The organism is Exiguobacterium sp. s140 (assembly GCF_018617035.1).
GTDB lineage: Bacteria > Bacillota > Bacilli > Exiguobacteriales > Exiguobacteriaceae > Exiguobacterium > Exiguobacterium profundum.
Genome location: NZ_JACSJK010000001.1, coordinates 1,061,084 through 1,087,934 on the forward strand (window position 1 = coordinate 1,061,084; position 26,851 = coordinate 1,087,934).

General features: G+C 50.3%; 26 protein-coding genes and 1 riboswitch. Of the genes, 2 read left to right on the plus strand and 24 right to left on the minus strand.

The window, feature by feature from the left end:
* Positions 1-42 precede the first annotated feature (42 nt).
* The 4 genes from ffh to smc all read right to left on the minus strand — a co-directional run bounded on the left by ffh (position 43) and on the right by smc (position 6,394).
* Positions 43-1,383 carry a signal recognition particle protein gene (ffh, locus tag KNO61_RS05525; protein ID WP_031421628.1) on the minus strand — a complete coding sequence of 447 codons (1,341 nt, stop codon included), beginning with the start codon at positions 1,381-1,383 and terminating at the stop codon, positions 43-45.
* A gap of 11 nt (positions 1,384-1,394) precedes the next feature.
* Positions 1,395-1,718, minus strand: a complete 324-nt coding sequence (locus KNO61_RS05530) for a putative DNA-binding protein (protein ID WP_015881364.1) — start codon at positions 1,716-1,718, stop codon at positions 1,395-1,397.
* Positions 1,719-1,814: 96 nt separating this feature from the next.
* Positions 1,815-2,840 (minus strand): signal recognition particle-docking protein FtsY, encoded by a 1,026-nt coding sequence (gene ftsY, locus KNO61_RS05535; protein ID WP_015881363.1) that lies wholly within the window; start codon positions 2,838-2,840, stop codon positions 1,815-1,817.
* Positions 2,837-6,394 carry a chromosome segregation protein SMC gene (gene smc, locus KNO61_RS05540; protein WP_078146683.1) on the minus strand — a complete coding sequence of 1,186 codons (3,558 nt, stop codon included), beginning with the start codon at positions 6,392-6,394 and terminating at the stop codon, positions 2,837-2,839. Before smc ends, ftsY begins: the two co-directional genes overlap by 4 nt.
* A 114-nt stretch (positions 6,395-6,508) precedes the next feature.
* Between smc and KNO61_RS05545 the strand changes: the two genes are divergently transcribed.
* Positions 6,509-6,703 (plus strand): DUF1128 family protein, encoded by a 195-nt coding sequence (locus KNO61_RS05545; RefSeq protein WP_015881361.1) that lies wholly within the window; start codon positions 6,509-6,511, stop codon positions 6,701-6,703.
* Positions 6,704-6,740: 37 nt separating this feature from the next.
* Here the strand turns inward: KNO61_RS05545 and rnc are convergent, their stop codons facing one another.
* The 11 genes from rnc to KNO61_RS05600 form a co-directional block, all read right to left on the minus strand.
* Complete coding sequence (rnc, locus tag KNO61_RS05550) at positions 6,741-7,457, minus strand: ribonuclease III (RefSeq protein WP_035387821.1); 717 nt, start codon at positions 7,455-7,457, stop codon at positions 6,741-6,743.
* Between the two features lie 123 nt (positions 7,458-7,580).
* Complete coding sequence (gene acpP / locus KNO61_RS05555) at positions 7,581-7,820, minus strand: acyl carrier protein (RefSeq protein WP_015881359.1); 240 nt, start codon at positions 7,818-7,820, stop codon at positions 7,581-7,583.
* Between the two features lie 58 nt (positions 7,821-7,878).
* The gene (gene fabG / locus KNO61_RS05560; protein WP_015881358.1) at positions 7,879-8,619 is read right to left on the minus strand and encodes a 3-oxoacyl-[acyl-carrier-protein] reductase; all 741 of its coding nucleotides are present in this window, start codon (positions 8,617-8,619) and stop codon (positions 7,879-7,881) included.
* The gene (fabD, locus tag KNO61_RS05565; protein WP_214684488.1) at positions 8,612-9,532 is read right to left on the minus strand and encodes an ACP S-malonyltransferase; all 921 of its coding nucleotides are present in this window, start codon (positions 9,530-9,532) and stop codon (positions 8,612-8,614) included. The genes fabG and fabD overlap by 8 nt, the downstream gene beginning before the upstream one ends.
* Before the next feature lie 18 nt (positions 9,533-9,550).
* Positions 9,551-10,540: a phosphate acyltransferase PlsX gene (gene plsX / locus KNO61_RS05570; protein ID WP_214684489.1), complete on the minus strand. Its 990-nt coding sequence runs from the start codon at positions 10,538-10,540 to the stop codon at positions 9,551-9,553.
* Positions 10,537-11,106 carry a transcription factor FapR gene (gene fapR, locus KNO61_RS05575; RefSeq protein ID WP_015881355.1) on the minus strand — a complete coding sequence of 190 codons (570 nt, stop codon included), beginning with the start codon at positions 11,104-11,106 and terminating at the stop codon, positions 10,537-10,539. Before fapR ends, plsX begins: the two co-directional genes overlap by 4 nt.
* Positions 11,107-11,191: 85 nt before the next feature.
* Positions 11,192-13,222, minus strand: coding sequence for an ATP-dependent DNA helicase RecG (recG, locus tag KNO61_RS05580; RefSeq protein WP_214872735.1), 2,031 nt, complete (start codon positions 13,220-13,222; stop codon positions 11,192-11,194).
* Positions 13,209-14,096, minus strand: a complete 888-nt coding sequence (gene sdaAA, locus KNO61_RS05585) for an L-serine ammonia-lyase, iron-sulfur-dependent, subunit alpha (protein WP_214872738.1) — start codon at positions 14,094-14,096, stop codon at positions 13,209-13,211. The genes recG and sdaAA overlap by 14 nt, the downstream gene beginning before the upstream one ends.
* 12 nt (positions 14,097-14,108) lie before the next feature.
* A complete protein-coding gene (sdaAB, locus tag KNO61_RS05590; protein ID WP_214684492.1) occupies positions 14,109-14,771 on the minus strand; it encodes an L-serine ammonia-lyase, iron-sulfur-dependent subunit beta in 663 nt (220 codons plus the stop codon).
* Between the two features lie 63 nt (positions 14,772-14,834).
* On the minus strand, positions 14,835-16,514 hold the full coding sequence (locus KNO61_RS05595; protein WP_214872740.1) for a DAK2 domain-containing protein: 1,680 nt from the start codon (positions 16,512-16,514) through the stop codon (positions 14,835-14,837).
* 22 nt (positions 16,515-16,536) lie between these two features.
* Complete coding sequence (locus KNO61_RS05600) at positions 16,537-16,899, minus strand: Asp23/Gls24 family envelope stress response protein (protein WP_015881350.1); 363 nt, start codon at positions 16,897-16,899, stop codon at positions 16,537-16,539.
* 252 nt (positions 16,900-17,151) lie between these two features.
* On the opposite strand from KNO61_RS05600, the gene rpmB reads away from it, so the two are divergent.
* Positions 17,152-17,340, plus strand: a complete 189-nt coding sequence (gene rpmB, locus KNO61_RS05605) for a 50S ribosomal protein L28 (protein ID WP_015881349.1) — start codon at positions 17,152-17,154, stop codon at positions 17,338-17,340.
* 57 nt (positions 17,341-17,397) lie between these two features.
* Here rpmB and KNO61_RS05610 read toward each other — a convergent pair whose 3' ends face one another.
* The 9 genes from KNO61_RS05610 to fmt all read right to left on the minus strand — a co-directional run bounded on the left by KNO61_RS05610 (position 17,398) and on the right by fmt (position 26,849).
* Positions 17,398-17,985 carry a thiamine diphosphokinase gene (locus KNO61_RS05610; protein ID WP_214872742.1) on the minus strand — a complete coding sequence of 196 codons (588 nt, stop codon included), beginning with the start codon at positions 17,983-17,985 and terminating at the stop codon, positions 17,398-17,400.
* A complete protein-coding gene (gene thiT, locus KNO61_RS05615; RefSeq protein WP_214872743.1) occupies positions 17,982-18,557 on the minus strand; it encodes an energy-coupled thiamine transporter ThiT in 576 nt (191 codons plus the stop codon). Before thiT ends, KNO61_RS05610 begins: the two co-directional genes overlap by 4 nt.
* A 72-nt stretch (positions 18,558-18,629) precedes the next feature.
* Positions 18,630-18,730, minus strand: a riboswitch (TPP riboswitch).
* A 20-nt stretch (positions 18,731-18,750) separates the two neighbouring features.
* The gene (gene rpe / locus KNO61_RS05620) at positions 18,751-19,407 is read right to left on the minus strand and encodes a ribulose-phosphate 3-epimerase (RefSeq protein ID WP_214872744.1); all 657 of its coding nucleotides are present in this window, start codon (positions 19,405-19,407) and stop codon (positions 18,751-18,753) included.
* Positions 19,408-19,410: 3 nt separating this feature from the next.
* Positions 19,411-20,298, minus strand: a complete 888-nt coding sequence (gene rsgA / locus KNO61_RS05625; protein ID WP_214684887.1) for a ribosome small subunit-dependent GTPase A — start codon at positions 20,296-20,298, stop codon at positions 19,411-19,413.
* Between the two features lie 42 nt (positions 20,299-20,340).
* Positions 20,341-22,293, minus strand: a complete 1,953-nt coding sequence (gene pknB / locus KNO61_RS05630; protein WP_214687924.1) for a Stk1 family PASTA domain-containing Ser/Thr kinase — start codon at positions 22,291-22,293, stop codon at positions 20,341-20,343.
* A gap of 5 nt (positions 22,294-22,298) precedes the next feature.
* Entirely contained in the window at positions 22,299-23,033 is a 735-nt protein-coding gene (locus KNO61_RS05635) for a Stp1/IreP family PP2C-type Ser/Thr phosphatase (RefSeq protein ID WP_214733691.1), read from the minus strand.
* A gap of 8 nt (positions 23,034-23,041) precedes the next feature.
* Entirely contained in the window at positions 23,042-24,127 is a 1,086-nt protein-coding gene (gene rlmN, locus KNO61_RS05640) for a dual-specificity RNA methyltransferase RlmN (protein ID WP_015881342.1), read from the minus strand.
* 3 nt (positions 24,128-24,130) lie between these two features.
* A complete protein-coding gene (gene rsmB, locus KNO61_RS05645; RefSeq protein WP_078146672.1) occupies positions 24,131-25,462 on the minus strand; it encodes a 16S rRNA (cytosine(967)-C(5))-methyltransferase RsmB in 1,332 nt (443 codons plus the stop codon).
* Positions 25,449-26,849 carry a methionyl-tRNA formyltransferase gene (gene fmt / locus KNO61_RS05650; protein ID WP_214872745.1) on the minus strand — a complete coding sequence of 467 codons (1,401 nt, stop codon included), beginning with the start codon at positions 26,847-26,849 and terminating at the stop codon, positions 25,449-25,451. The genes rsmB and fmt overlap by 14 nt, the downstream gene beginning before the upstream one ends.
* Positions 26,850-26,851: the final 2 nt, after the last annotated feature.

The following is a 26,851-nucleotide window of genomic DNA, read 5'->3' on the forward strand; positions in this document are numbered from 1 at the left end:
TTATAGTATACAGCTTTTTCGTTCGACTGACAAAAGATTTTGTTAGAAGAATGGAAGGCCGAGACCTTTTTTCTTCCCTTTCATTTGTCCTGACATTTGTTTCATCATCTTCTTCATGTCATCGAACTGTTTGATGAGACGGTTCACTTCTTGAATCGAGCGACCGCTCCCTTTTGCGATCCGCTTACGACGACTCGCGTTGAGCACTTCCGGATTGGCGCGCTCATGTTTCGTCATCGAGCGAATGATCGCTTCGACGTGATCGAGTTGTTTCTCGTCGATTTGGACGTTCTTCAACCCTTTCATCTTACCTGCACCAGGTAACATCGAAAGTAATTCATCAATTGGTCCCATGTTTTTCACTTGGGCCAACTGTTCAATGAAATCATCGAACGTGAATGACGCGTCACGAATTTTGCTTTCAAGCTCCTTCGCTGCGTCTTGGTCCATCTGTGTCTCGGCTTTTTCAATGAGCGAGAGCACGTCCCCCATTCCAAGGATCCGTGACGCCATGCGTTCCGGGTGGAATGGTTCGAGGGCATCCAACTTTTCTCCGAGACCGACGAATTTAATCGGCGCTCCCGTGACTGCCTTGATCGAAAGGGCTGCCCCGCCTCGTGTATCTCCGTCGAGCTTTGTGAGCACGACCCCGGTGATTCCGAGTTTCTCATTGAAACTGTCGGCCACATTGACCGCATCTTGACCCGTCATCGAATCGACGACGAGGAAGATCTCATTTGGTTTGGCAATCGTCTTCACATTTTCGAGCTCGCCCATAAGCGTCTCATCGATATGAAGGCGACCGGCCGTATCGATCAACACGAAATCGTGATGATTTGTTTTTGCGTACTCGAGTGCCTTCGTCACAATCTCTTCCGGCTTCACTTGATCACCAAGTGAGAAGACCGGTAAATCGAGTTGTTTTCCGAGTGTCTCGAGCTGCTTGATTGCCGCCGGACGGTAAATGTCCGCCGCGACGAGAAGAGGACTTCGGTTATGCTTTTTACGAATCAAGTTCGCTAGCTTCCCGGTCGTTGTCGTTTTCCCTGCCCCTTGCAGACCGACCATCATGACGACTGTCGGTGGTTTCTGACTGAATGTGATCGGGACGACATCGCTTCCCATCAAGTTCGACAACTCTTCGTGAACGATTTTGACGACTTGTTGACCTGGCGTCAATGATTTCATGACATCCTGACCAACGGCGCGCTCCTTCACGTCATTGACGAATTGCTTGACGACTTTAAAGTTGACGTCGGCTTCGAGGAGGGCGAGGCGTACCTCACGCATCATCTCTTTGACATCGGCCTCCGAGATTTTCCCTTTACCGCGCATTTTTGAAAGTGTCGATTGCAATCGTTCTGATAATCCTTCAAATGCCATGCTTCAGCCCCCTACTCTAAATTCTCAAGCGCAGAAATCGTGGCGCTCACGTCATCGGTGAGCTCGACTTGACGTTTGAGGGTCTGAAGAAGTTGCTGGCGCTGTTCGAACTTTTCGAATAGGGCTAGCTTTTCCTCGTACTGTTCAAGCATCGTTTCTGTACGCTTTATGTTATCGTAGACCGCTTGACGGCTGACTTCAAACTCTTCCGCAATCTCTCCGAGCGAGTAGTCATCTAGGTAATAAAGAGACATATAGTTGCGCTGTTTCGGTGTGAGGAGCGCTTGATAGAAATCGATGAGATAGTTCATGCGATTCGTTTTTTCGAGCGTCAAACCTTTCACCTCCACATGTTAAGTGAAATCCCTTTACAACTACCTATAGTACAGCCGTGCCTAGTACTTGTCAAGTTTTTTTCTTAACAGCAAAACTTAGGCGAGGTCCTCGTTTGTGTCCTCTTTTTCTGTCAAAGCTTCCTCGTTCTTGTCTTCAAAAACGTCACCGAACAATCCAAGGACGAACTGTTCTGGATCAAACTCCTGTAAATCGTCAATCTTCTCTCCAAGGCCGACATACTTGACCGGGATATCGAGTTCGTTCCGAATCGCTAGGACAATTCCGCCTTTGGCCGTCCCATCGAGCTTCGTGAGGACGATTCCGCTCACGTTCGTCGCTTCTTTGAACGCTTTCGCTTGAACCATGGCGTTTTGACCCGTCGTCGCGTCTAATGCGAGCAATACTTCGTGCGGTCCGTTCGGTACTTCCCGCTCAATGACTCGTTTGACTTTTTCAAGTTCTTTCATTAGATTGACCTTATTTTGAAGACGTCCCGCCGTATCACAAATCAAGACGTCCATGTTGCGTGACTTGGCAGCCTGAACGGCGTCAAAGACGACTGCAGCCGGGTCAGATCCTTCCGTTTGACGAATGACGGGTACCCCGACACGTTCTCCCCATACTTGAAGTTGCTCGATAGCGCCGGCACGGAACGTATCACCTGCCGCGAGCATGACGGAACGCCCTTCAGATTTCAACTGGTGCGCCAGCTTGCCGATGGTCGTTGTCTTTCCGACACCATTGACGCCGACAAACAAGATGACCGTGAGTCCGTCCTGCATATTGAGTTCACGGTCCGATTCATCCTCTTGGAGGCGGTTCGCCACCACTTCGACGAGTGCGTCACGCACCGCGACCGGGTCCTTCAGATTACGTCGCTTCACTTCTTCTTTCAAATCTTCGACGAGGTCCATCGTCGTCGTGACGCCGACGTCCGCTTGAATGAGTAAATCTTCGAGTTCATCGAAGAAATCTTCATCCACCTCGCGGAAGCGATAGACGAGGTCGTTGACGGCACTTGCAAAGCCGTCACGTGTCTTCGTCAACCCCTCTGTAAACTTCTGTGACACCTCTTGGGTAGATGTCGTCAACTTCTCTTTTAATTTCTTGAAAAAGCTCAACGTGATTCCTCCATCTCTTCATCCATTTCAACGACACGTTTTGCTTCAGACAGTTCGACCGATAATACCTCGGACACCCCGTTCTGTTGCATCGTGACGCCATATAGTGTGTCCGCCGCTTCCATCGTGCCTTTACGGTGCGTGATGATGACGAACTGCGTGTCGATCGACAACGTCCGAATGTATTCTCCGAAACGATGCACGTTCGCCTCGTCAAGGGCCGCCTCGACTTCATCGAGGACACAGAACGGTACGGGACGCGTCTTCAAAATCGCAAACAATAAGGCGATGGCCGTCAGCGCACGCTCCCCACCAGACAACAGACTGAGCGTCTGTAACTTTTTACCCGGTGGTTTGGCGACGATTTCGATTCCTGTGTTCAACAAATCCGATTCGTCGACCAATTTCAAATCCGCTTCCCCGCCACCGAAGAGCTCGGTGAACGTCTGTTTGAAGTGCGCCCGGACGCTCGTATAGGTCTCTTTGAAGAGGCGTGTCACTTCGCGGTCCATCTCGGCGATGATCTCATATAAATCCTCTTTTGCACTGACGAGGTCATCCCGTTGCTCGGATAAGAATGTGAACCGTTCATGGACACTATCAAACTCTTCGATCGCATTTAGATTGACCGGTCCGATCTCTTCGATTTGACGAACGAGCAACTTGAACTCCTCTTTCGCCTCTTCTAGTGGGATCTCGAGTGCCGGCAATAGTTCTGCAACGAGTCCATTCTCTTCTAATGCATCGAGCTTCCATTGTCGTTTCAGCTCGAACTCTTGTTTTGCCGTTTCGAGTTTTCGGACGACAGCTTCTGCTTGACGTCTTGCCTCCGTTGCCTGATCGACCCGTTGACGTATGATCCGATACGCCTCTTCGTTCGTCTTGAGTGTTGCCGTCACTTCTTGAAGCCGCTCTTGAATTTCTGTGAAATCCAGTTTGGCAGTAGCAAGCGTCGCCTCAAGTTCCATAGACGACACGACTTCTCCACTCTCGAGCCGCGTCAGTTCACGCTCCATCTGATCGCTTCGTTCCTGCAGACGATTTTGTTCGGTCGTCAAACGGTCCAATTCATATCGGACCCGTTCTTCTTCGAGCGTGTGCCGCTGAAGATCGAGCTCGTTTTGACGAAGCATCGATTCCAGTTGGCCCGTGCTCTCAGCACTTTTCGCCTGCTCGGCCCGAAGCGATTCGAGACGAGAACGAATGTCAGCTTGTGCGCGGTCCGTATCGGCCAATTCAATCGTCAGTCGCTCTAATTCGGCAGTCGCTGTCTCGATCGTCCGCTCGTAGCGCATCATTTCATGATCGAACAGTTCAAGTTGTGACTTGGCATCGAGCGAGGCACGTTCCGCAGTACGGTAGGCTGACTCGACTTCACGGAGGTTCGTTTCAACGGAACGTTTCTCATCCCGAAGTTCAGATAATTGATGCGTAATGTCCGTCAACTGTTCTGTATACTCTTGAAGACGTGTTTTTTGTTCATGCAACATGGCGAGCCCTTGGGTGAGACCTTGTTTCAAGTCATCCAATTCGCGCGACTGCGTGAACAGGGCCACGCCCTGCTTGCGACTACCACCCGTCATCGAACCACCGACGTTGACGATGTCCCCTTCTAACGTGACGACACGGAAACGATAACCCGTCGATTGGGCGATGCGGTTCGCGACTTCAAGTGTCTCCGCCACGAGCACTGAACCGAGCAACGACTTTTTCAACGTCTCGTATGATGCATCTGTTTCAACGAGTTCCGACGCCACCCCGACAAATCCGTTCATCGAGTCGAGTCGATCGAACACGTCACTCGGCACGAATCTCGGTTTGATCGTCGTCATCGGCAAGAATGTCGCCCGTCCTGCGTTGGCTTTTCGTAATTTGTCAATTTCACGGCGCCCCACTGACTCATCTTGTACGACTACATGCTGCTGTGTCTGCCCAAGTGCCGTTTCGATTGCCGCTTCATACGAAGGACGGACACGAATCAATTCGGCGACAGCACCAAGGACACCTGGTGAGCGGTCTTTTAAGACGAACTTGACCGCATGGAAATAGCCTTCATACGATTGCTTCATCCGTTCGAGCATCTCGATTCGGTCTTCCGTCTTCTGACGGCGGCGTTCGAGATCGTAATAAGACGATTCGGCTCGGGTACGTTTTTCACGAATTGACGTCTCTTCGTCCCGAAGTTCCGTTTCTTTTTTACTCAGTTGTTCAAAGCGACTTTGCACCACTTCATACTGTTCTCGAGTCGTCAAAAGCGTCGCTTCCTGCGAGGAACGATCCTCGAGACGATGTTTGTTCTCGCGAAGAAGGCGTTCTTTCGACTCGACGGCGACATCGATATCTCGTTGTTCCCGCTTTTGTTGGTTACCGATTGTCGCTTTCGTTGTCGCGAGTTCAAACGCCTCACTTTGTAACGCTTCAATTTCAGCATTGAAATCACGAGAGGCGGCTGTCAACTGTTGTTGAAGCGTCTCTCTCGTCGCAGTCGTTTGTTTCAACGTGTTTCCTTTTTGGTCAAGTTCTTCACGAACGACCTTCAACCGCGCTTCAAGCTCGGTCATCTCCGCACGTACTTCTTCGCGTTGACGGATGAGTCGTTCTTTCATCTCGGCACCATGTTCTTCTTGTGCTTTTGCGAGCTTGATGTCACCCGTCAAGCGCTCGACATAGGTCGAGTGCTCCCGTTCGTTTTGGTTGAGCTCTGTCAATTCTTCACGCAGCTCAGCAAGCGTTGCTTCGAGCCCGCTACGTTCCTCCGTGAGGTCACGTACCGAACGGTCACAGTCAGATAACTGTTGAACCGATTCCACGTGACGTGCCGACACTTGTTCAATCTCCTGTTGGAGCAATTGAATTTCTGCGCCCATGATTCCCGTTTCGAGTTCATCATGCCTCGCTTTGGCGACTTTGTACTCCCGCGCGAGTGCAGCCTGTTCACGGAGCGGTTCGACCCGGTCCGCCAACTCGAACAGAATGTCGTCGACTCGGGACAAGTTTAATTCGGTGTCCTGTAACTTGCGTTCAGCCTGTTTTTTCCGCTGACGATATTTCAATACACCGGCTGCCTCTTCAATGACGGCACGGCGATCTTCCGGTTTCCCAGAAATGACTTGTTCGACCCGCCCTTGACCGATGATGGCGAACGCATCTCGTGAAAGACCTGTATCCATAAATAAATCAATCACATCTTTTAACCGACATGGTTTTTTATTCATAAAATAGTCGCTGTCCCCACTTCGGGTCACGCGACGGGTCACACTCACTTCTTCATATGGGAGACGCAACTGTTCGTCTCGATTATCGAGGACGAGCGTGACTTCGGCGACATTTCGGTGATTCTCTCCTTCACTTCCGGCAAAGATGACATCTTCCATCTTGGCACCACGAAGTGATTTGGCCGACTGTTCTCCGAGTACCCAGCGAACAGCGTCCGATATATTGGATTTCCCGCTCCCGTTCGGCCCTACTACAGCCGTGACGCCGGGACGGAAATCTAATTCAATTCGCTTGGCAAATGATTTAAAGCCAGCGAGTTCGATTCGTTTTAAGTGCATCGTGACCATCCTATCCGCAGTAAGCATTCATCTGTATATTTTACCACAGTTAACAGTTCGTCAAAATGCCCGAATCATGCTATTCTAAAAAGAACTGTAGAAAGGGGAATACAGATGACGAATGAACAGATGATTGAAGCCATTTTGGATAAAATGAACATTATTAACCGCGGTGCAATCAAAGCGGAAGAATATAATGCGGCTGATCCGTCAGCGGTGAAAGAGATTTACGAGTACGTGATGACACGCTCTTCGCTCTCTTTGTCGGAAGTCGATGGTATCGTCGAAGAACTCGGTCAATTGACATGAAAAAGGAGTGGACCCCCAAGCGGTCCACTCCTTTCGTTTATAAATCTGCGTAGCGCCGATTAAAGGCAATAAGCGCTTCTTTAGCAGCCAATTGCTCGGCTTCTTTTTTCGAACGTCCGACCCCTTCACCGACGATGTCGTCGCTGAGGCGTGCATGTGCGACGAATTCCCGGCTATGCGCCGGTCCGCGTTCCTCGATGATTTCATACGAAACAGGTCCGAGTCCTTCCCGTTGAACGCTCTCCTGTAACTGGCTCTTGAAATCGGTCTGTTCTTCAAATACTCCCGCTAAGACTTTCGGAAAAACCGCTTCGGCGAGGAATCGTTCGACGGCCTCAATTCCCTGGTCCAAATAAAGAGCACCGATATAGGATTCGAACACGTCGGCAAGCAGTGCCGGACGTTTTCGTCCACCGGTCAACTCTTCACCTTTCCCAAGCAAGATGAAGTCAGAGAAAGCATAAGCTTCCGCAAAATTCACGAGTGACGGTTCACATACGATCGCCGCTCGTAATTTCGTCAATTCCCCCTCGGAGCGCTCCGGATAAGTCTCATAGAGAAAGCGAGATACGGTCAGTTCTAAAACAGCATCCCCTAAAAATTCTAAACGTTCATTGTCTTTTCGTAACCCGCGTTGCTCATTCACATAAGATGAGTGTGTGAACGCCTGCATCAACAAGTCGTGATTCGAAAATTGAACGTCTAACCGTTCTTCCAATGATTTAAATAATTCCAAGATGCGTGCTCGTTCCATCTCCTGACGCCGACGTCGCTGCGCCGACCCTTGACGGTCAAACCGTCGTTTGTCTTTTGTCATAGTTCCCTCCATGAATAAGCACAAGCCCACCGCCCGGAACCGAGCGGTGGGATGGCTTGATTACAATTTTGTTTCGATGTAAGCCACTACGTCGCCAACAGTCGCGAGCTTCTCAGCGTCTTCGTCTTCGATTGTGATGTCGAATTTGTCTTCGAGGTCCATCACCATTTCCATTACTTCAAGTGAATCCGCACCAAGGTCATCCTTGAACGATTTCTCTGCTGTGATCTCAGATACGTCTTTCCCGAGCTTCTCAGCAACTGCTTCTTGTACGTCTACTAAAATTTGTTCTTTTGTCATGATAAAATCCCTCCAAAGGTAAGTATATTAAATGTCAGTCTGTTGGTAAAGTTCTCTTTTACGCCATCGTCATGCCGCCATCGACGGCAATCGTCTGCCCGGTCACATAAGCCGCTTGTTCCGATGCGAGGAAGGAGACAAGGTTCGCCACATCCTCCACCTGTCCGAAACGGTTGAACGGAATTTGCTCGAGTGTAGCCTCTCGTTGAGCATCTGTCAAGGCATCGGTCATATCCGTTTGAATGAACCCTGGACAGACGGCATTGACCGTCACGTGACGTCCCGCGAGTTCGCGCGCCACCGATTTTGTCAATCCGATCAACCCTGCTTTTGCAGCCGCATAGTTCGCTTGTCCTGCATTGCCGGTAATCCCGACAACCGAGGCGATGTTGATGATTCGACCTGCTTTCGACTTGAGCAAAGGTCTCGTGACGGCTTGTGATGTCAAAAAGGCGCCTTTTAAGTTCGTCGATAGCACATCTTCGAAATCGGCTTCTTTCATCCGCATGAGTAACCCGTCGCGGGTGATTCCTGCATTGTTGACGAGACAATCGACGCGTCCGAACGTATCGACTGTCGTCTTGACGAGCGCTTTGACATCGTCAGCATTCGATACATCTGCTTTCACGGCGATGGCTTCGCCGCCTGCCTCCGTGATCATGGCCACGACATCATTCGCCTTTTGTTCACTACCCGAGTAGTTCACGACGACCCGAAAGCCGTCTTCCCCTAAACGCTTCGCGATGGCCGCCCCGATTCCCCGGGACGCCCCTGTCACGATCGCCACTTGATCATGCACGTACTTCTCCTCCTAACGAGGCGACTTCTTCGAGCGTGGTCGCCTTTTGAATCGAAACGTTCGAGTCGATTCGTTTAATCAATCCTGAAAGCGGTGAAGATGGGCCGAACTCGATGAACGTGTCTACGCCGTCTGCAATCGCCTTGCGTACACAATCTTCAAAGCGGACAGACGAATACAGTTGTTTCGTCAATAACGCCTTCAACTGTTCAGGGTCACGATGCACCTCCGCGTCCACGTTCGAAATCATGTCGACGGAAGCCGCTTCAAACGGTGACGAGGCGAGGACATCTTGGAAACGCGTTGCCGCCGGCATCATGTAGGAACTATGGAACGCTCCAGATACGTTTAACGGCAATACCCGCTTCGCACCGGCAGCCTTCAATTCCACGCCCGCTTGTTCGACCGCGTCGACATGCCCTGAAATCACGAATTGACCAGGACAATTCAAGTTGGCGATTTGAACTAAATTCCCGCTCGCACTGATTTTTTCAGTGATATGAAGCGCCTCTTGAAGATCGGTCATCCCGACGACTGCAGCCATCGTTCCATCCTTCACTTCAGACATCAACTGTCCACGCGCCCGGACGAGAACGGTCGCTTCTTCAAGATCGATGACACCCGCACTGACGAGCGCCGCATATTCACCAACACTATGCCCGATGACGACATCTGGTGCCGCACCGCTCTTCGCATAGGCTTGCGCGAGGAGCGAGGCGTGCGCCACGATGGCCGGCTGCGCCACTTCCGTTTCTTGTAGGTCTTCCTTCGACCCGGATGACATGACTTCAAGGAGGTCAAACCCGAGTCGACGTCCGATTGCTTGAAGCGCTTCAGGGTGATTTAAAAAGGTTTGTCCCATTCCAACGGCTTGAGAACCTTGCCCCGGAAACACCCATGCTACTTTCCCCATATCTCCACCTGCTTTCGCTTAGTCTATGGCTTTGGCACGCTTGATTTTTTCCACGACATCGTGATCTACCATGATTTTCGCCTGTTTCAACGCACTCATGATGGCGAGTGCATCGCTCGACCCATGCGCCTTGATGACCGGCGCATTGATCCCGAATAATCCGGCTCCCCCGTGTTCGCGATAATCCAGCGTTTCTTTTAATCGTCTCAATTTCGGTTTTAAGATGAGAGCGGCGAGTTTAGATACAAGGTCACTCGTGAATTGTTCTTTCATCATCTTCATGAGCATCGAAGAGGAGCCCTCCACACCCTTTAACAAGATGTTTCCGGCAAATCCTTCGGTCACGATGACGTCCACGTCACCTGACATCGCTTCACGCGCTTCGACATTCCCAACAAAATAGACAGGTGCCTGTTCAAGGAGGGGGAACGCTTCTTTTGTCAGCGCATTTCCTTTACCCGCTTCTGTCCCGATATTGAGAAGGGCGACACGCGGTGTCTTGATGCCACGCACATGTTCCGCATACAGTGAACCCATAATCGCATAGTCGACGAGGTGTTCAGCTTTTGCATCCGGATTCGCTCCGACATCCAGGACGACGACACCACTACCAGTATATGTAGGGAACGTCGGAGATAATGCCGGACGCTCGATTCCTGGGATCCGTCCGATGATGAAAAGAGACGCCGCCATCAATGCGCCGGTATTCCCGGCAGACACGAGAGCATCCGCTTTTCCTTCTTTGACGAGCTGAGCTGCCACGACGAGCGAGCTGTCCTTCTTACGGCGCACCGCCCGTACCGGTTCGTCTTCGCCTGTAATGATCTCACTGGCTGGAACGACCGTTACTCGAGGGTCATCAAGACCGTATGAGGCAATTTTCACCTCATCACCGACTAAAAAGAGTTCCATCGGTTCATTCGGATATTGCGCGACGAACCGTTTCACACCTTCTACAATCGCCTTCGGTGCGTGATCGCCACCCATTGCATCAATCGCTAACTTCATGCTTGCTCCTCCTCACCACGTCGGTAAATCGTGAAGTCGCCATCAAAGACGCACTCCTCACCGACATAACTTTCAACTGTGACGTCCGTTCTCCCGTCCCCTCGTAGTTTCATCACACGAGCCTTGGCAACGACTCGCTCTCCAAGATGAACTTGGCGACTGAAGCGAATGTCCGCTTTAGTGGTCAACGCCAATTCATCATTGATGAGCGCCACCGCTAACGAGTTGGCTTGCGCGAACAAGACATGTCCACGGGCAATCTCGTTGCGGCTAAAGACGTGTTCTTTTTCTATATCGAGGACTGAGATCGCAGAGTCATCTAGCTTCAAGTCAATCATATCACCGATGACCTCGCTCATTGAAAGCGATTTGACTTCATCGAGATGTTCGGAAGCCACATGTTTGATCCGTTCCCTCACTTCCGGAATTTTTAATTCCATCCGGTCGAGTCGAATTGTTTGGATGCTGACAGAAAACTGCTTTGACAGTTCTTCGTCTTTGATGAACGGGTTATGCTCAATCGTTTCTTGTAACAAGCGTTGCCGCTCTTTCTTAGGTACCCGCATTCAGTTCCCTCCTAAACTAATCGCTAAAGAACTTAATACCTGGTACTAATAGCAGTATATATTCTTTAGTCGTCATTTTCAAGTCCTATTCTAACCTTTCCCCAACGAGAAGGTCGAGTTGTTTCAAATAGCCACGTAACCCTTCATACTGGGCGTCATGCCAAAAGGTGTCGCTTCCGAGAAGTTTCACGGCATCTTGCATGGCCACTTCCATCACTTTCAAATCGAGAACGGGATCGGCGACACGGAAACTCGGGAGACCGCTCTGTGCGGTTCCAAAGAAATCACCAGCCCCACGCAACTCTAAATCTTTTTCTGCCAATACAAAGCCATCGTTCGTTTCCGTCATCGTCTTCAAACGGACTTTCCCGACATCCGATTTCGGGTCTCCTACCAAGATGCAGAATGATTGATGCGCACCACGACCGACACGCCCTCTCAACTGGTGTAATTGCGCGAGACCGAAACGTTCGGCATCATGAATGATGATTAGAGAGGCGTTCGGGACGTTCACCCCTACCTCGACGACTGTTGTGGAGACGAGAATCTGTGTCGCATTATCGGCAAATGATTTCATAATCTCGTCTTTTTCTGTACTCGATAGCTTTCCATGCATCAGGCCAACGCCATAGTTCGAGAAGCGTTCTTTCAATAGCTCATACAGTGCCGTCGCACTCTCCACTTCTAATGTATCCGACTCCTCGATGAGAGGTGCAATCACATACGCTTGACGGCCGAGTGCGAGTTCCCGATCGACCATTGCATGCACACGATCGATTTGGTCGTGTTTCGCCCAATACGTTTCAATCGGCTTTCGTCCTTTTGGCATCTCATCGATTGTGGAAACATCCATTTCTCCGAACGCACTGATGGCAAGCGTCCTCGGAATCGGTGTCGCGGTCATATATAAGACGTCCGCGAATTCAGCTTTATCGCGAAGTTTCTTCCGTTGTTCGACACCGAATCGATGTTGTTCATCTGTGATCGCCAAATGTAAATTCGAAAATTCGACCGGTCCTTGGATGAGCGCGTGCGTCCCGACGATGATGTCGACGTCACCCGATCGGATTGCCGTCAGTAGGGCTTCGCGCGCCTTCCCTTTCACCGAGCTCGTCAGGAGGGCAATCGTGATGCCAAACGGTTCAAATAATTCCTGTAACGATGTCGCATGTTGTTCGGCAAGGATTTCTGTTGGCACCATCAAAGCTCCTTGATACCCGGCTGTCACAGTCGCATACAAGGCAATCGCGGCAACGACGGTCTTCCCGCTCCCGACATCCCCTTGTAACAATCGGTTCATCCGTTCTGGTCTTTCAAGGTCAGATACGATTTCACGGATGACCCTTTTCTGGGCTCCGGTTAATGGGAATGCGAGCCGTTTGACGAATTCATTCAATTGATGCTTATCGAGGTGAAGGGCCCGACCGTTTCCTGACCGCTCCATTTTCCGAAACGCCTGTAATTTCAACTGATACATGAGACACTCTTCATAAACATAGCTTCGTCTCGCTTGTTTATAGGTCTCCACTGTATCTGGAAAATGCATCCCACGTAGCATCGTCATCCGGTCAACTAATCGATAGCGGTCGCGAATGGCTTGCGGGACCTGTTCGGGCAAATCGTTCACCTGCTCAAAAGCGAGCTTCACAATCCGACTGAAATTCTTTTGTGTCAGTCCGGCTCGTAATGAATAAATCGGTTGCAATCCGCCTGAGGGGGCACCAAATTCAAGGTCGGTCGCGCTGATTGTCATCCGGTTCATGTCCCATTTTCCTTTGACCGTCACCGTCTCCCCGATCACCAATTTTTCTTTATAGAAGGCACGGTTGAACATCGTCACTTGGACGGCGTATCGGTCTTCGAGTAGCAAGCGGAACTGGAGACGATTCTTTCCTTTACTATAGTAGCGAACGAGCGGTTCGGCTTGGACAGTCCCGCTCCACTTGACGAGGTCACCGTGAACAGCCGTCGTCACTGTCCCACTATTATAATTCTCATAACGAAACGGGACGTGCTCCAGCACGTCCTCGATTCGAACAAGTCCCATCACTTCTAACTTTTTGGCCATCTCTGGCCCGACCCCTTTCAGCGTCGTCAGTCGATCATTGTTTTGCATCTTCTTTCGCTCCAAATATATTTCGTTCGAGGCGACGAGCCGTCGGTGTATTGGCAAGTCCGCCTTTTGCGGTCTCTTTTAAGGCGGTCGGCATCATTTGGCCCACTTCATGCATCGCCGAGATGACCTCGTCACAAGGAATACGTGAGGTAATCCCCGCGAGCGCCATATCTGCTGCGACAATAGCGTTGGCACCGCCCATGGCGTTTCGCTTGACGCATGGAACTTCGACCAGCCCCGCCACAGGATCACAGACGAGACCGAGCATATTTTTTAGGGCTATCGCAAATGCCGTAGCCGACTGGTCCGGTGTCCCGCCAGCTGCTTCAACGATGGCCGCGGCTGCCATGCCCGTCGCCGACCCGACCTCGGCCTGACATCCACCAGCCGCCCCTGAAATCGAGGCGTTGTTCGCCACGACGAATCCGAACGCACCTGACGTGAACAAGTAACGGATCATCGCGTCGCGGTTCATTTCAAGGCGATCTTTTACCGCAAACAACGTTCCCGGTACGACGCCCGCGCTCCCCGCCGTCGGCGTCGCACAGATTCGTCCCATCGCCGCGTTCACTTCGTTCGTCCCAATCGCTTTCGAGACGGCATCTAAAATGAGGTCCCCAGCGAGCGACTTGCCCGAACGAATATAGTCTTGCATGAGTACGGCATCATTCCCCGTCAATCCCGTAACCGACGTGACACCTTGGAGTGCGCGTTCGACCGCCTCCTCCATCACTTCAAGATTTCGGTCCATCATCCCGATGATGTCCTCGCGACTGGCACGTCTGACGTGCATCTCCTGCTCAATCATCACTTCAGAAATCGGGATGTTCCGTTCTGTTGCAATCGTCACTAATTCTTCTACTGATTTAAACATCACACATTCTCCTCATTCCCCAAAAATAGCTATCCGTTCGATTTGCGGTAACCGTTCCAGCTCTGCGATCACTTCCGCAGGAATGGTCTCATCAATCTCGATCGCCATCAACGCCTGCATCCCTTTTTCATGGCGGCTCACTTCCATATGTCCAATGTTTAATTGGTGGTTCGCCAACACACCGGTCACAGCCGCGATGGCCCCGAATCGATCATGGTGCAAGACGACGAGTGCAGGTCCCCCGCCTGTCAGTTTCAACGGGAATCCGTTCAGTTCCGTAATCTCAATCGTTCCCCCACCGATTGAGATTCCGACAATCTCAAATGTGCCAAAATCATCTTCGAGCAAGACCCGGGCCGTATTCGGATGATCCGTCAACAGATCACTCGTCTCAAAGATGACCTCGATTCCTTTTTCACGGGCGATATCTAACGCCTGTGGGATTCTCAGATCGAATGTATCGAATCCCATGATTCCACCGACGATCGCCACGTCCGTACCGTGACCCCGATACGTGTCAGCAAACGACCCATAAAATGTGATGTGCGCCGTACGCGGCGTTCTCCCGAACAACTTCCCGGCCATCAAGCCGATGCGGGCAGCACCTGCTGTATGCGAACTCGACGGTCCGACCATGACCGGACCAATGATGTCAAACACACTACGATATTTCATCAATTTTTCCCCCTTTCAAAAATCCCTACCTTCATTATACAGAAGGTAGGGATTCGAAACAGCTTATTCCACACTAAAAATATAAGAGTAAAGCGGTTGTTTACCGTCGTGAACTTCAATTTCAATCTCGTCGTTCACCGATTCGATATATGACGTCAACGCTTCTACGTCCGATTCAGAAGAGCCTTCTCCTGTTAAGATCGTGACGATTTCATCGTCTGCGTCGATGAGCGCATCGACTAATCGTTTAGCCGCTTCTAAGCTCGATGGAGATGAAGAAACGATTTTCTTCTCAGCAATCGCCATGTGCTCATCTTTTTTGATTTCAACGCCATCGATGCTCGTATCACGAACAGCGTATGTCACTTGGCCGGACTTCACTGTCGCGGCTGCCGCTTTCATCGCTTGTTCATTCATCTCGACATCCGCTTCAGGATTGAATGCGATGGCTGCAGCGAGACCTTGTGGGACGGTCTTCGTCGGAATGACCGACACGCCGCACGGTGCGACAGACGCCGCTTGTTCAGCCGCCATGATGATGTTGGAGTTGTTCGGGAAGATGAAGACGTGTTCCGCATGTGCCGACTCAATCGCCTTGACGATATCTTCTGTCGACGGGTTCATCGTCTGACCACCTTCGATGACGTGGGCCGCCCCGAGTGAACGGAACAGTTCGCTGACGCCTTCACCCATTGCGACCGTTACGATGGCAAATGGTGCTTTCGGCTTCTCCGCTTGTTGAACACCGTGCTGATTGGCACCGTGTTCTTCTTCAAGAATTGTCGAGTGTTGTTGACGCATGTTCTCGATTTTGACCGCGACGAGTTCACCGAAACGTTGCCCTTTCGTGATGACTTCACCTGGCGTCTCGACGTGAACGTGAACTTTCAAGAGTTCCTCGTCCGCGACGACAAGAAGAGAATCCCCGAGTTCAGACAACTCGTTGCGGAATGCATCTTCGTTGAACGGTGTATCTTTCAGCTTGTCCTCTTGGAAACGGACCATGATCTCCGTACAGTAACCGAATTCGATGTCCTCTGTCGACATGAATCCTTGTGCCGCATGCGCGTGGTGTTCTGCTTCGACCAATGCATCCATCACCGGTGTATGTGGTTTTTCGAGTTCCTTTCCTTCAAGACTCGCGAGGAATCCTTCGTAAATGACGAGAAGTCCTTGACCACCTGAGTCGACGACGCCGACTTCTTTTAACACCGGTAATAAGTCCGGTGTACGGTCTAACGAAGCTTTTGCTTCGACGATGACTCGTTTCATGAACTCTGTGAAATCACTTGTCGACTCAGACGCAAGGAGCGCTTCATCAGCTGCTTCACGAGCAACCGTTAAAATCGTTCCCTCAACCGGTTTCATAACCGCTTTGTATGCCGTATCGACACCGCGTTTGAGTGCTTCTGCAAAATCAATTGTCGTGAGTTCCGTCTTTCCTTCAACGGCTTTCCCGAAACCGCGGAACAACTGGCTTAAAATAACGCCTGAGTTTCCGCGTGCTCCCATCAGGAGTCCACGAGCGAACTTTGATGATACCTCTGCGACATCAGATGTGTTCATGGCTGCTACTTCTTTCGCACCTGACGTCATCGTCAAGTTCATGTTCGTTCCCGTGTCTCCGTCTGGAACCGGGAAGACGTTAAGCGAATCTACATAATCTGCGTTTTGGCTCAAATTGGCCGCTCCGTTCGCGATCATGTTTGAGAGCGCCACGCCATCTAAACGATTTAAACCCACACCAAATCCTCCTCCGTTTTCGTCAGTCATTCGTCAGACGAACGCCTTGAACGAATATATTTACCGACGAAACGTTTAATCCTAAAGTTTCTCCGAGTGTATACTTTACTCGGCTTTGCACGTTGTATGCGACTTCCGATACTTTCGTCCCGTAGCTTACAATGATGTGCATGTCGATATGTACGTCCTCATCCTCTTGACGTACGACGACACCACGCGCGTAATTTTCACGTTTTAACAATTCAGCAATGCCGTCTTTCAATTGTGCTTGTGAAGCCATGCCGACCACACCGAAGCATTCCATCGCCGCACCACCTGCGAGTGTCGCGATGACGTCACTTGTGATGTCAATATTGCCATATGTTGTCTTCATTTCAATTGCCATATGGAGTAGCCTCCTTTATTCGGAATGATTCCTAATGTACATTCTACAATAAGTACCTAGTTATTAAAAGAACCTGCTCCAGAATCTCGGTCAATTAAGGCGATAACCTCATTCATTATTCAAATCCTTGAGAGTAATGTCAAGTTTTTTTCTTGTCATGGTATGATTTTCTAGTTGCATCGGGAAAAAAGCCGTGCTAATATAAACGAGTGTCTATTAGGACGAACCCACATAAAAAAGGAGGGGAAACGCATGGCACGTAAATGCTACGTAACAGGTAAATCACCTAAATCAGGTAACAACCGTTCGCACGCACTCAACAAGACAAAACGTACTTGGGGTGTAAACGTACAAAAAGTTCGTATTCTCGTTGACGGTAAACCGAAACGCGTTTGGGTTTCAGCTCGCGCACTTAAATCAGGTCTCGTTGAACGCGTATAATACTTATACACGAACGAATAAATCCCAGCGGCATTCGCCGATGGGATTTTTTTTTGCTTATTTTTTGACGAGCATGACAAGGACCATTCCCTCATGGACCGTCAACAAGGCACGCTCTTCGCTCCACTCATTTGATACAGTCAACGCTTGCGCGCTATGGACCGGATGACGGTCGAGTGGATATTTGACCCCATCAATTGAAATCGTAGCGGTTTTCCAAGGCATGAAAGACAAGTAATGTTCATCTAGTTTTTTAATCTCATAACTTCCTGGCCGAGCGAGAAAAATCGTTTGACCCATCCCATGAAGAACCATCCCCGGATACGATTCGAGTAGACCGACGTTCGCGAACGTCATATCAACTCGACCACCGAGTGCCCCGTACACGTGCATCTGGGTCGCCCCTTGATCGATTGCCAACTGAAGCGCAATCTCGAGGTCGGTCACATCCTTTTCAGATGGATAACGTAGCGCTTCCTCAGGAGGTGTTCCGACAAACGAATCAAAGTCCCCGACCACGACGTCGACATCAATCCCTTCATCTAATAATCTCTGATATCCGCCATCGACACCGATGACAAAATCGGCATCACGCGGTAAGTCCGGAATAGGTTCCGGACTCGCCGCGACGATCAAGATGTTCATTGACGAATGTCCCGTGTCGCGACACGCGTGAATCGCGGAGCTGTCGTGAAGAGTAAGACTAATACGATGGCTGAGATGACAAACGACGGAACCATATAAGTTGCGTTATAGCCAAGTGAATAAGCCACGACCGGACCCTCCGCATACTCAGCGAAAAAGACAATCCCTGAGATGACGTGAGCCGCATAACGCAACGCCGACCCGATCAATGCGCCGATCACCAAATAGGTAGCGAGCGTCTTCGTCGCGCCTTGACCAGCGGCCTGTTTCACACGTCCGGCAAAGACGCCGGCCACGCCGACAAGTCCGTACGCGACCGTATAATCGAGCAAGAACTGAACTGGCGTAAAGATATAGGCTCCGAACAAGAGTTGAAGCGTCCCGACGAGCGCACCAGTCGCAAGTCCCCCTTTCAATCCGTGACGAAACGCCATCACAAAGATCGGGAGCATCGCCAGACTGATTGATCCCCCTTCTGGCAATCGGTATGGGATGAGTAAATCAAAAACTAGCCCAAGCGCCGCGAACAATGAAATTTCGATGAGTGCTTGTAATTTAAAACGTGATTTCATCTTTCTTCCTCCTTTATTGTGTGAACGACAAAAAGCAGCATGACGTAAACGCCATGCTGCTTGGATTCGCAACGTGCATTTTCGCCACATCCCTACGTCCGTGTGAACGGAACAGGTTCAAAGGGTTAGCGTATGCCTCTCAGCCACATATTGTGACACCCCTTGCGACTCTATCTTGTTGTTCTACCGTCGATTATACACGAGATGCGCCACGAATGCTATCGATGGCGGCTTTATAATCCGGTTGATTGTAAATGGCCGAACCGGCAACTAGGACATCAGCCCCTGCGTCGATGCAACGTTTCGCCGTCTCTTCATTGACGCCACCATCGATTTCAATTTCAAAATCGAGCTGACGATCTTTGCGAAGCTGACTGAGCGCCGAAATTTTCGGTACGACGGATTCAATGAACGCTTGTCCACCGAACCCTGGGTTGACGGTCATGAGTAATACCATATCGACGTCTTGAAGGATATGTTCAATCGTAGAGAGCGGGGTGTGCGGGTTCAAGACGACCCCACATTTCGCCCCTGCCGCTTTGATTTGCTGCAAGACTCGATGTAAATGGTTCGTTGCTTCCACGTGAACCGTCACAATGTCTGCCCCCGCCTTGACGAAATCTTCGACATAGCGTTCCGGTTGGTCAATCATCAAATGCACATCGAGAACTATGTCTGATTTTTTGCGCAAGCTCGCGAGGACCGGTAGTCCAATCGAGATGTTCGGCACGAACTGCCCATCCATCACGTCAAAATGGATATAATCTGCCCCCGCATCTTGAACGGCTTTCACTTCCGCTTCCAAATTGGCAAAGTCGGCTGCTAAAATTGATGGTGCGATTTTAATCATCTGTCAATACCTCCGTTTACGATCGTTTAACTCCTCCATAAAGGTAACATAATTCTCATAACGAGTTGAAGCAATTTTGCCATCTTCAACGGCTTGTTTAATGGCACACCCCGGTTCATTGATATGGACGCATCCCCGGAACTTACAATCGTCATGTCGTTCCACAAACTCCGGGAAACACCATCTCAGTTCATCCGCCTCGAGTTCTTGTGGGAACTCAAGACTTGAAAATCCTGGCGTATCCGCCACAAGCCCGTCGGCCAATTGAATGAGCGTGACGTGACGTGTCGTATGTTTCCCACGGCCGAGTGATTTTGAGATTTTCCCCGTTGCCAATTCGAGTTCAGGCGCGACCGCGTTCAAGAGTGAACTTTTCCCGACACCTGTTTGACCGGCAAACACGCTCGTCTTCTCTTTGAAGAGTCCCCTTACTTGATCGACCCCATCCGAAAGCTCCGTCGACGTCTCAATCACGTCATATCCGATGGTACGATATCGGGCGACCGCCTCTTGAATCGGTCCGGTCTCTTCTTCACTGAGTAGGTCCATCTTCGTTAACACGATGATTGGATGAATTTGTTTGGATTCGATCAATACGAGGAATCGGTCAAGCAAATGATAAGAAAACGCCGGTTCTTTCACAGAAAAAAGTAGAAATGCCTGATCGATGTTGGCGATTGGTGGGCGGACGAGATGGTTTTGACGCTCCTCCACCTCTAAAATATAGCCCGTCCCATCTTCCTGATCTTGAATGACCACGTCATCCCCGACGACAGGCGAGATGTTTCGTTTCCGAAAATTCCCTCTCGCCCGACACCGAATCTCTTGATTCGACTCGGTCATCACATCATAAAACCCGCCTTGTAAGCGAATAATCGTTCCTTTCAATATGACTACCTCCCTTAAAAAAGAGGTGACGACACCGTCACCTCTTTATTGTGCCTCTTTGGCCTGTGCATATGTGACTGAATCCGTTCGGACGATTTCACCATCGACTTCAATCGTTGCGGTCCCGACTTCGTCCGGGGCAATAACGAGCGTATACGAATACGTTGTCGTCTCTGTGATGTTATCCCGTAACACTTCAATTTCACCGCGCGCATCGACCGTGCGAATCACGACCTCGACGGCTTTCGGTTTCTTGTCTTTGTCCGGTTGCTCGACTTCGACGCTCACTTCACGTTCGATGGAGACGTCCGTCGGTTCAACCCCTTCCGATACGATGACCGTAAGTTCCGTTCCCGGATCGACTGCCGTACCCGCCGTTGGAAGTTGACGGATGATTTGACCTTTAGGAACACTTGTCGAAAACTCATCCCGTCTCACGATTTTTAACTTGTTTTGATCGGCATAAGTCGATGCCTCGTCAAACGTATATCCCGCGAGATTCGACAGTTCGACTTTGTTGCTTCCTGTCGACACGACGAGCGTCACCGTCACTTCTGAAGGAACGACTTCCTCGCCTGGGTCGAGGGATTGCGAAATTACATCTCCGCTAGCGACTGTTTCCGAAGCTTCTGTTTTGATTTCAAGGTCACTGAATGCCAGATCTTTTAACATGCGTTCAGCTGCTGTTTGGGACAATCCCTCCACATTCGGCATTTCGACGGTTTCTTTCCCGGCCGAAACGACGATGGTCACCGTCGTGCCTCGTTTTGGTTTACGCCCTTGTTGTGGGTTTTGCGAAATGACCTCACCTTCTTCGACGTCATCGCTCGCCCGCTCCGTCACTTCGACGACGAAATCGGCATTCTCAAGTTCAGAAGTGGCATCTCCGATACTCATTCCAACGACATCCGGAACGACGGCTCGTGACATTTCATCGGCGACCACGTATGCTGCAATGCTCCCCCCAATCAGGAGCAACACGAGTAAAATCCAAATCCACCATTTGCGTTTCTTCTTTTTGACCGGAGTCACCGCTTCAGGTTCCTGTTCGCTAGACGCTGTGACCGGGGTCGGTGTTACCGGTGTCTCTGGTTTTTCTTCAGGCATGACCGGTGTCATGACGAGCGTTTGATCGAATTCATCCTGACTGGCCGAAACACGTCTCGGCTCATTGGCGCGTTCACGGCTTAATGACGTCATGCAATCTTTTTTAAAGGCTGCGACCGAAACATGACGGGCACCTGGTGACTTGGACAATGCTTGCATGACACAGTTTTCGAGTGCCTGTGGAATATTCGGATTTAAGTCCATCGGTCGAATCGGTTCGTCTTGCAAATGTTGAAGGGCGACGGCGACGGGTGTCTCGCCAATGAACGGGACACGACCTGTCAACAATTCGTACAGTACGGCACCGAGCGAATAAATATCTGACTTTTCATCAGCAAATTTACCGCGCGCTTGCTCAGGTGAGAAATAATGGACCGAGCCGAGTACGGACATCGTATGCGTCAACGTCGCATTCGACATCGCCACGGCAATCCCAAAATCGGTCACCTTCACGTTACCGTGCTGATCGATCATCATGTTCTGCGGCTTGATATCACGGTGAATGATTCGATTCGCATGGGCATGGTCAATCGCATCACAAATCTGTCCCATGATGCGTAGCGCTTCATCGACAGATATGTATTCTTCTTGCAAGTATTGTTTTAACGTCACCCCATCGACATGCTCCATGACGATATAGTACAAATCTTCTTCATCGCCGACGTCATAGATCGCCACGATGTTTGGATGGTTCAGACTCGTAGCCGCATGGGCTTCTCGCTCGAACCGACGTATAAATTGTTCGTTATGTGAGAATTCAGATCGCAACACCTTGATGGCGACGGTTCGGTTTAAGATCTCGTCATGAGCCCGGTAGACATTTGCCATGCCTCCGCTGCCGATTTGTTGTTCGATCCGATAACGATCGTTGATTCGTTCTCCGCTTCGCATCGGATTCATCCTCTCTTTCTATCTGTGAATTGAACGAGGGCGACCGTGATATTGTCGCTTCCTCCCAATTGATTGGCTTCTGCAATGAGTTGCTCCGCTTTTTGTTCGGCGGATGCCGTTTGTTGTAATACGTGTTGAATCGCCACATCGGTCATGTGTGTCGTCAATCCATCCGTACAAATTAAAATCACATCAAACTCAGGGTCAGCGAGCACTTGCACGTCAGGTTCGACTTGTTCGCTTGAACCGATTGCCCGGGTGATGACATTTCGTTTCGGATGAACCCGCATCTCTTCTTCCGTCAATTCACCGAGTTGTTTGAGCACATTGACGTAAGAATGGTCCTCCGTAAGACGTCTTAACTCATTCGCCTGGAGCGCATAGACGCGACTATCTCCGATATGGACGATGACCACCGTTTCTTCATTCCAACAAACAGCTGCCACAGTCGTTCCCATCATGACAAGATTCGACTGCTTCGCAAATTGCAACACTTGATCGTTCGCCAAATCGATGTGGTGGCGGAACCATCGTTCGATTTCGACAGGGGTTGCCGGGAGAGACGGGAACGCCCGTCTAAACTCTTCAATCACGATTTGACTCGCGACCTCTCCCGCTGCATGCCCACCCATTCCGTCTGCAACCAGGGCAATCCCGGTTATGGCATCACCTAAGATTAAAACTGCATCCTCATTTTGTGTGCGTACTTGTCCACGATCTGTTCGAAATGCTAATTCCATCTTTCTGATTACCTCGTTTCTTGTTCGCGCTCCTTCGCTCGAAGCTGTCCACAAGCGGCATCGATGTCCGACCCTTGCTCGCGACGGATTGTCACGTTCACATTGCGGTCTTTGAGCACTTTTTCGAAGGCAAAGATTTGAGCTCGCGGTGTCCGTACATAGTCACGTTCGAGTACATGGTTGACGGGAATCAAGTTGACGTGACATTTGATTCCTTTTAACAGGTCTGCCAAGAGATGGGCATATTCTTCCGTATCGTTGACACCACCAAAGAGTCCATATTCAAACGTGATGCGACGTCCGCTCTTCTCCGTGTAATAACGGACCGCATCCATCAACTTGTCCAAGTCAAAGGCACGGTTGATCGGCATGAGCTTAGTACGCAATTCCGTCGTCGGTGCGTGAAGTGAAATGGCGAAGTTGATTCGCATACCTTCATCGGCAAACTTGTAAATCTTTGGAACAATCCCACTCGTCGATACCGTGATGTGTCGTGCTCCGATGTTGAGTCCATTGTCATGGTTGACAGTACGTAAGAAACGCATTAACTCATCGTAGTTATCGAACGGTTCGCCGATTCCCATGACGACGATAGAGTCGACGCGCTCTCCTGTCGCGTCTAATGCACGTTGTACGTCGAGCACTTGGGCTGTGATTTCCCCGGCTTCTAAGTTTCGTTTCAAGCCGCCGAGTGTCGAGGCACAGAACGTACATCCGATCCGGCAACCGACTTGTGTCGTGACACAAATCGAGTTTCCGTATTCGTGACGCATGAGTACCGTTTCAATTGAGTACCCGTCCTGAAGTTCAAACAAGAACTTGATTGTGCCGTCTTGGGATTCCTGCTTGACCAATTCTTTTAACGTCGTCAATTGGAACGATGCCTCTAATTTGTCGCGAAGCGCTTTCGGAACGTTGGTCATATCATCAAAAGTCGTGACCCGTTTGACGTACATCCAATCATATAATTGTTTCGCACGGAATGCCTTTTCTCCTGCCTCGATCACCCATGCCTCAAGTTCGGGGAACGTCAACGAATAAAGTGACGGTTTTGCGCCTACGAGTGGATTCTTTTCTACTGCTTTTGGATTCATGTTTTATACCTCTTTCTTAAATGCGGCGATATAGAAGCCGTCGGTCCCGAATGTCGTCGGTAATAATTTTAGTTCAGCACGGTCCGATTCCATCATCGGACGAACAGATTGTGGGAGACGACCTTTGAGCGTTTCGTCCCACATCAACCCTTTCGACAGAATATAGTCAGCCTGCGTCTCATTTTCAGACGGGTCGATTGTACATGTCGAGTAAACTAGCGTACCACCTGGTTTGAGCAGTGGCAATACGGCATCAATGATTTGTCTTTGTATCTTTGGTAAGTTTTCGAGTTGAGCTTTGTCCTTCGTCCATTTAATATCCGGCTTTCGACGAATGACGCCAAGGCCCGAACAAGGGACATCTAAAAGAATCCGGTCAAAACTCTCTTCTTCAAACCGTTCACCTGCTAAACGAGCATCAAGGGCAAGTGCGGTCACTCCATTGATGTGTAGACGTTTCGCTTGTTGGTCAATCAATTTTGCTTTGTGCGGATGAAGGTCAAGCGCGGTGAGCGACCCACCTTGCATCCGCTCTGCCGTATGCATCGCCTTGCCGCCTGGTGCGGCACATGCGTCTAGGATGACATCGTCTTTCGACACGCCGAGTGCATCCGCGACAATCATAGAGCTTTCATCTTGAATCGATAGGAAACCTTCCTCGATAAATGGGGTCGCATGGACATTCCCAGACTCTACGACGAGTCCATCTGCCGACAGTTCCGAACGTGACGTCATGACGCCAGCATCAGCCAACCGGTTCATCATCTCATCCACTGAAATGCGCTTTCGGTTGACCCGAATCGTAACAGGAGCAGGTTCATTGTTTAATCGGCAAATCGCTTCTGCCGTTTCCACACCATATAACTCAATCCAATCTGATACGAGCCATTCCGGATGACTGTGCTCGATGGCGATTCGTTCTGCATCGGTCAAGCCACTAAAGTCCGGAAACCCTTCCCGAAGCACATTTCGTAACACCCCGTTTACGAATTTGCTCGTTCCGAGGTGATGACCTCGTTTTTTCGCGATTTCGACCGCCTCGTGTAGGACGGCCCGGTCGGGTACTTTATCAAGATAGAAGAGTTGATAAACGCTCATCCGAAGAAGCGGGAGGACAAACTTGTCTAGCTTCTTCGGCGAACGGATGCGGTCTTTCAAAATATAATCGAGCGTCCCTTTGCGACTGAGCGTCCCATATACGAGTTCGGTATAGAGACCGACATCTTTTGGGGCAACTTTTTTTTGTTTCAATGTATCATTGACGGCAATCGTCGAATACGCGCCGCCTTGTTCAATTTTCATCAGCGTATCAAGCGCTGCTTCACGTACGTTCATGAGTTCCTCCTAATCGGTCGCCAATCCGTAGCTTTTGTCCGGCACCACGCATGAAGGTTGCACCATCCATCCGTTTCTTACCTGCAGGTTGCAAATCGGTCACTTTGATGGCGACGTCGTTCCCTGTCGCCACGACAAATCCGTCTTCTTCCAGACGAACGACTTCTCCCGGCTGTCCCGAACCTGTCGTTTTCTCTCCCATGAACAATTTCACACGTTCACCGTCAAACGTTGAATAGGCCGTCGGGAATGGGTTCATTCCTCGAATATGGTTGTAGATGGACTCGCCATGCTTCGTCCAATCGATCTGTTCACGCTCACGGCTGATGTTCGGGGCAAACGTCACGTCACGCTCGTCTTGCGGCACCGCCTCAATCCACCCTTCTAAGAAGGCAGGAAGCGTACGGATGAGAAGGTCGCTTCCAGCTACAGCCAGTTTATCAAATAAAGACCCGACCGTATCCGTTTCTTCGATTGGCACGATGGTATTGGCAATCATGTCACCTGCATCTAATTTGTCGACCATGTACATGATCGTCACGCCTGTCTCCGACTCCCCATCAAGGATGGCTTGATGAATCGGGGCACCTCCACGATATTTCGGAAGGAGCGACGCATGTACGTTGATGGCTCCGTGAGGCGGAGCCTCTAGTAAGGCGGTCGGCACGATTTGTCCGTACGCCGCCGTCACAATCAAATCAGGCTTCAGCTCTAAAATGTCTGCGTAGTCTGTTCGCACTTTTTCAGGCTGCAACACGGGAATACCGTGACGTAGCGCACACTCTTTTACCGGAGTCGGCTTAAGTTCACGTTTTCGCCCGACCGGTTTATCCGGTTGCGAGACGACACCTACGACATTGTATCCTTCTTCAAGCAGTCGCTCAAGTACTGATACGGCAAACGTCGGCGTTCCCATGAAGACGATGCGTTTGTCTTTTCCAGGGTTTGGGACGGCGAGCTTGTCTGTGAACAAGACGCCATCTAAATGGTCCATCTCATGTTGGATTGCACGAGCGAAAAAGCCGCTCGCTTGAATCGTATGCGTCCGCCCTTTCAAATCTTGATTCTTGACGATGATCGACTCGTGTCGTTCCACGAATCCGAATTCGCCTGGGATACTCAAACATCCCTCTAGCCCAACTTCTCGACCAGATGTTTCAATGATTTCCGGGTTGATCAAGACGAGCGGTCCCGTCTCATCATCGGTATGGACGACCGCGAGCCGCTGGTTCAAATTGACTTGCGGTGCCGCGACACCAACTCCGTCATACTCATACATCGTATCAAACAATCGGTCGACAGTCTGACGCAATTTTTTATCAAACTTTGTCACCGGTTCGCACGTTACGCGCAAAATGTCATTCGGTACTTCTACTACTTTATACATGT

What these genes read in the sequence shown, in the direction of transcription:
- pknB (WP_214687924.1), bottom strand. Translation starts at nt 22,293, where the DNA reads ATGCGAAGCGGAGAACGAATCAACGATCGTTATCGGATCGAACAACAA.
- KNO61_RS05545 (WP_015881361.1), top strand. Translation starts at nt 6,509, where the DNA reads ATGACGAATGAACAGATGATTGAAGCCATTTTGGATAAAATGAACATT.
- acpP (WP_015881359.1), bottom strand. Translation starts at nt 7,820, where the DNA reads ATGACAAAAGAACAAATTTTAGTAGACGTACAAGAAGCAGTTGCTGAG.
- KNO61_RS05635 (WP_214733691.1), bottom strand. Translation starts at nt 23,033, where the DNA reads ATGGAATTAGCATTTCGAACAGATCGTGGACAAGTACGCACACAAAAT.
- plsX (WP_214684489.1), bottom strand. Translation starts at nt 10,540, where the DNA reads ATGAAGTTAGCGATTGATGCAATGGGTGGCGATCACGCACCGAAGGCG.
- fabD (WP_214684488.1), bottom strand. Translation starts at nt 9,532, where the DNA reads ATGGGGAAAGTAGCATGGGTGTTTCCGGGGCAAGGTTCTCAAGCCGTT.
- rlmN (WP_015881342.1), bottom strand. Translation starts at nt 24,127, where the DNA reads ATGAATCCAAAAGCAGTAGAAAAGAATCCACTCGTAGGCGCAAAACCG.
- sdaAB (WP_214684492.1), bottom strand. Translation starts at nt 14,771, where the DNA reads ATGAAATATCGTAGTGTGTTTGACATCATTGGTCCGGTCATGGTCGGA.
- rsmB (WP_078146672.1), bottom strand. Translation starts at nt 25,462, where the DNA reads ATGAACGTACGTGAAGCAGCGCTTGATACGCTGATGAAAATTGAACAA.
- smc (WP_078146683.1), bottom strand. Translation starts at nt 6,394, where the DNA reads ATGCACTTAAAACGAATCGAACTCGCTGGCTTTAAATCATTTGCCAAG.
- sdaAA (WP_214872738.1), bottom strand. Translation starts at nt 14,096, where the DNA reads ATGTTTAAATCAGTAGAAGAATTAGTGACGATTGCAACAGAACGGAAC.
- ffh (WP_031421628.1), bottom strand. Translation starts at nt 1,383, where the DNA reads ATGGCATTTGAAGGATTATCAGAACGATTGCAATCGACACTTTCAAAA.
- fapR (WP_015881355.1), bottom strand. Translation starts at nt 11,106, where the DNA reads ATGCGGGTACCTAAGAAAGAGCGGCAACGCTTGTTACAAGAAACGATT.
- KNO61_RS05610 (WP_214872742.1), bottom strand. Translation starts at nt 17,985, where the DNA reads ATGAACATCTTGATCGTCGCGGCGAGTCCGGAACCTATTCCGGACTTA.
- thiT (WP_214872743.1), bottom strand. Translation starts at nt 18,557, where the DNA reads ATGAAATCACGTTTTAAATTACAAGCACTCATCGAAATTTCATTGTTC.
- rpmB (WP_015881349.1), top strand. Translation starts at nt 17,152, where the DNA reads ATGGCACGTAAATGCTACGTAACAGGTAAATCACCTAAATCAGGTAAC.
- rnc (WP_035387821.1), bottom strand. Translation starts at nt 7,457, where the DNA reads ATGGAACGAGCACGCATCTTGGAATTATTTAAATCATTGGAAGAACGG.
- fmt (WP_214872745.1), bottom strand. Translation starts at nt 26,849, where the DNA reads ATGTATAAAGTAGTAGAAGTACCGAATGACATTTTGCGCGTAACGTGC.
- recG (WP_214872735.1), bottom strand. Translation starts at nt 13,222, where the DNA reads ATGCAAAACAATGATCGACTGACGACGCTGAAAGGGGTCGGGCCAGAG.
- rpe (WP_214872744.1), bottom strand. Translation starts at nt 19,407, where the DNA reads ATGATTAAAATCGCACCATCAATTTTAGCAGCCGACTTTGCCAATTTG.
- KNO61_RS05600 (WP_015881350.1), bottom strand. Translation starts at nt 16,899, where the DNA reads ATGGCAATTGAAATGAAGACAACATATGGCAATATTGACATCACAAGT.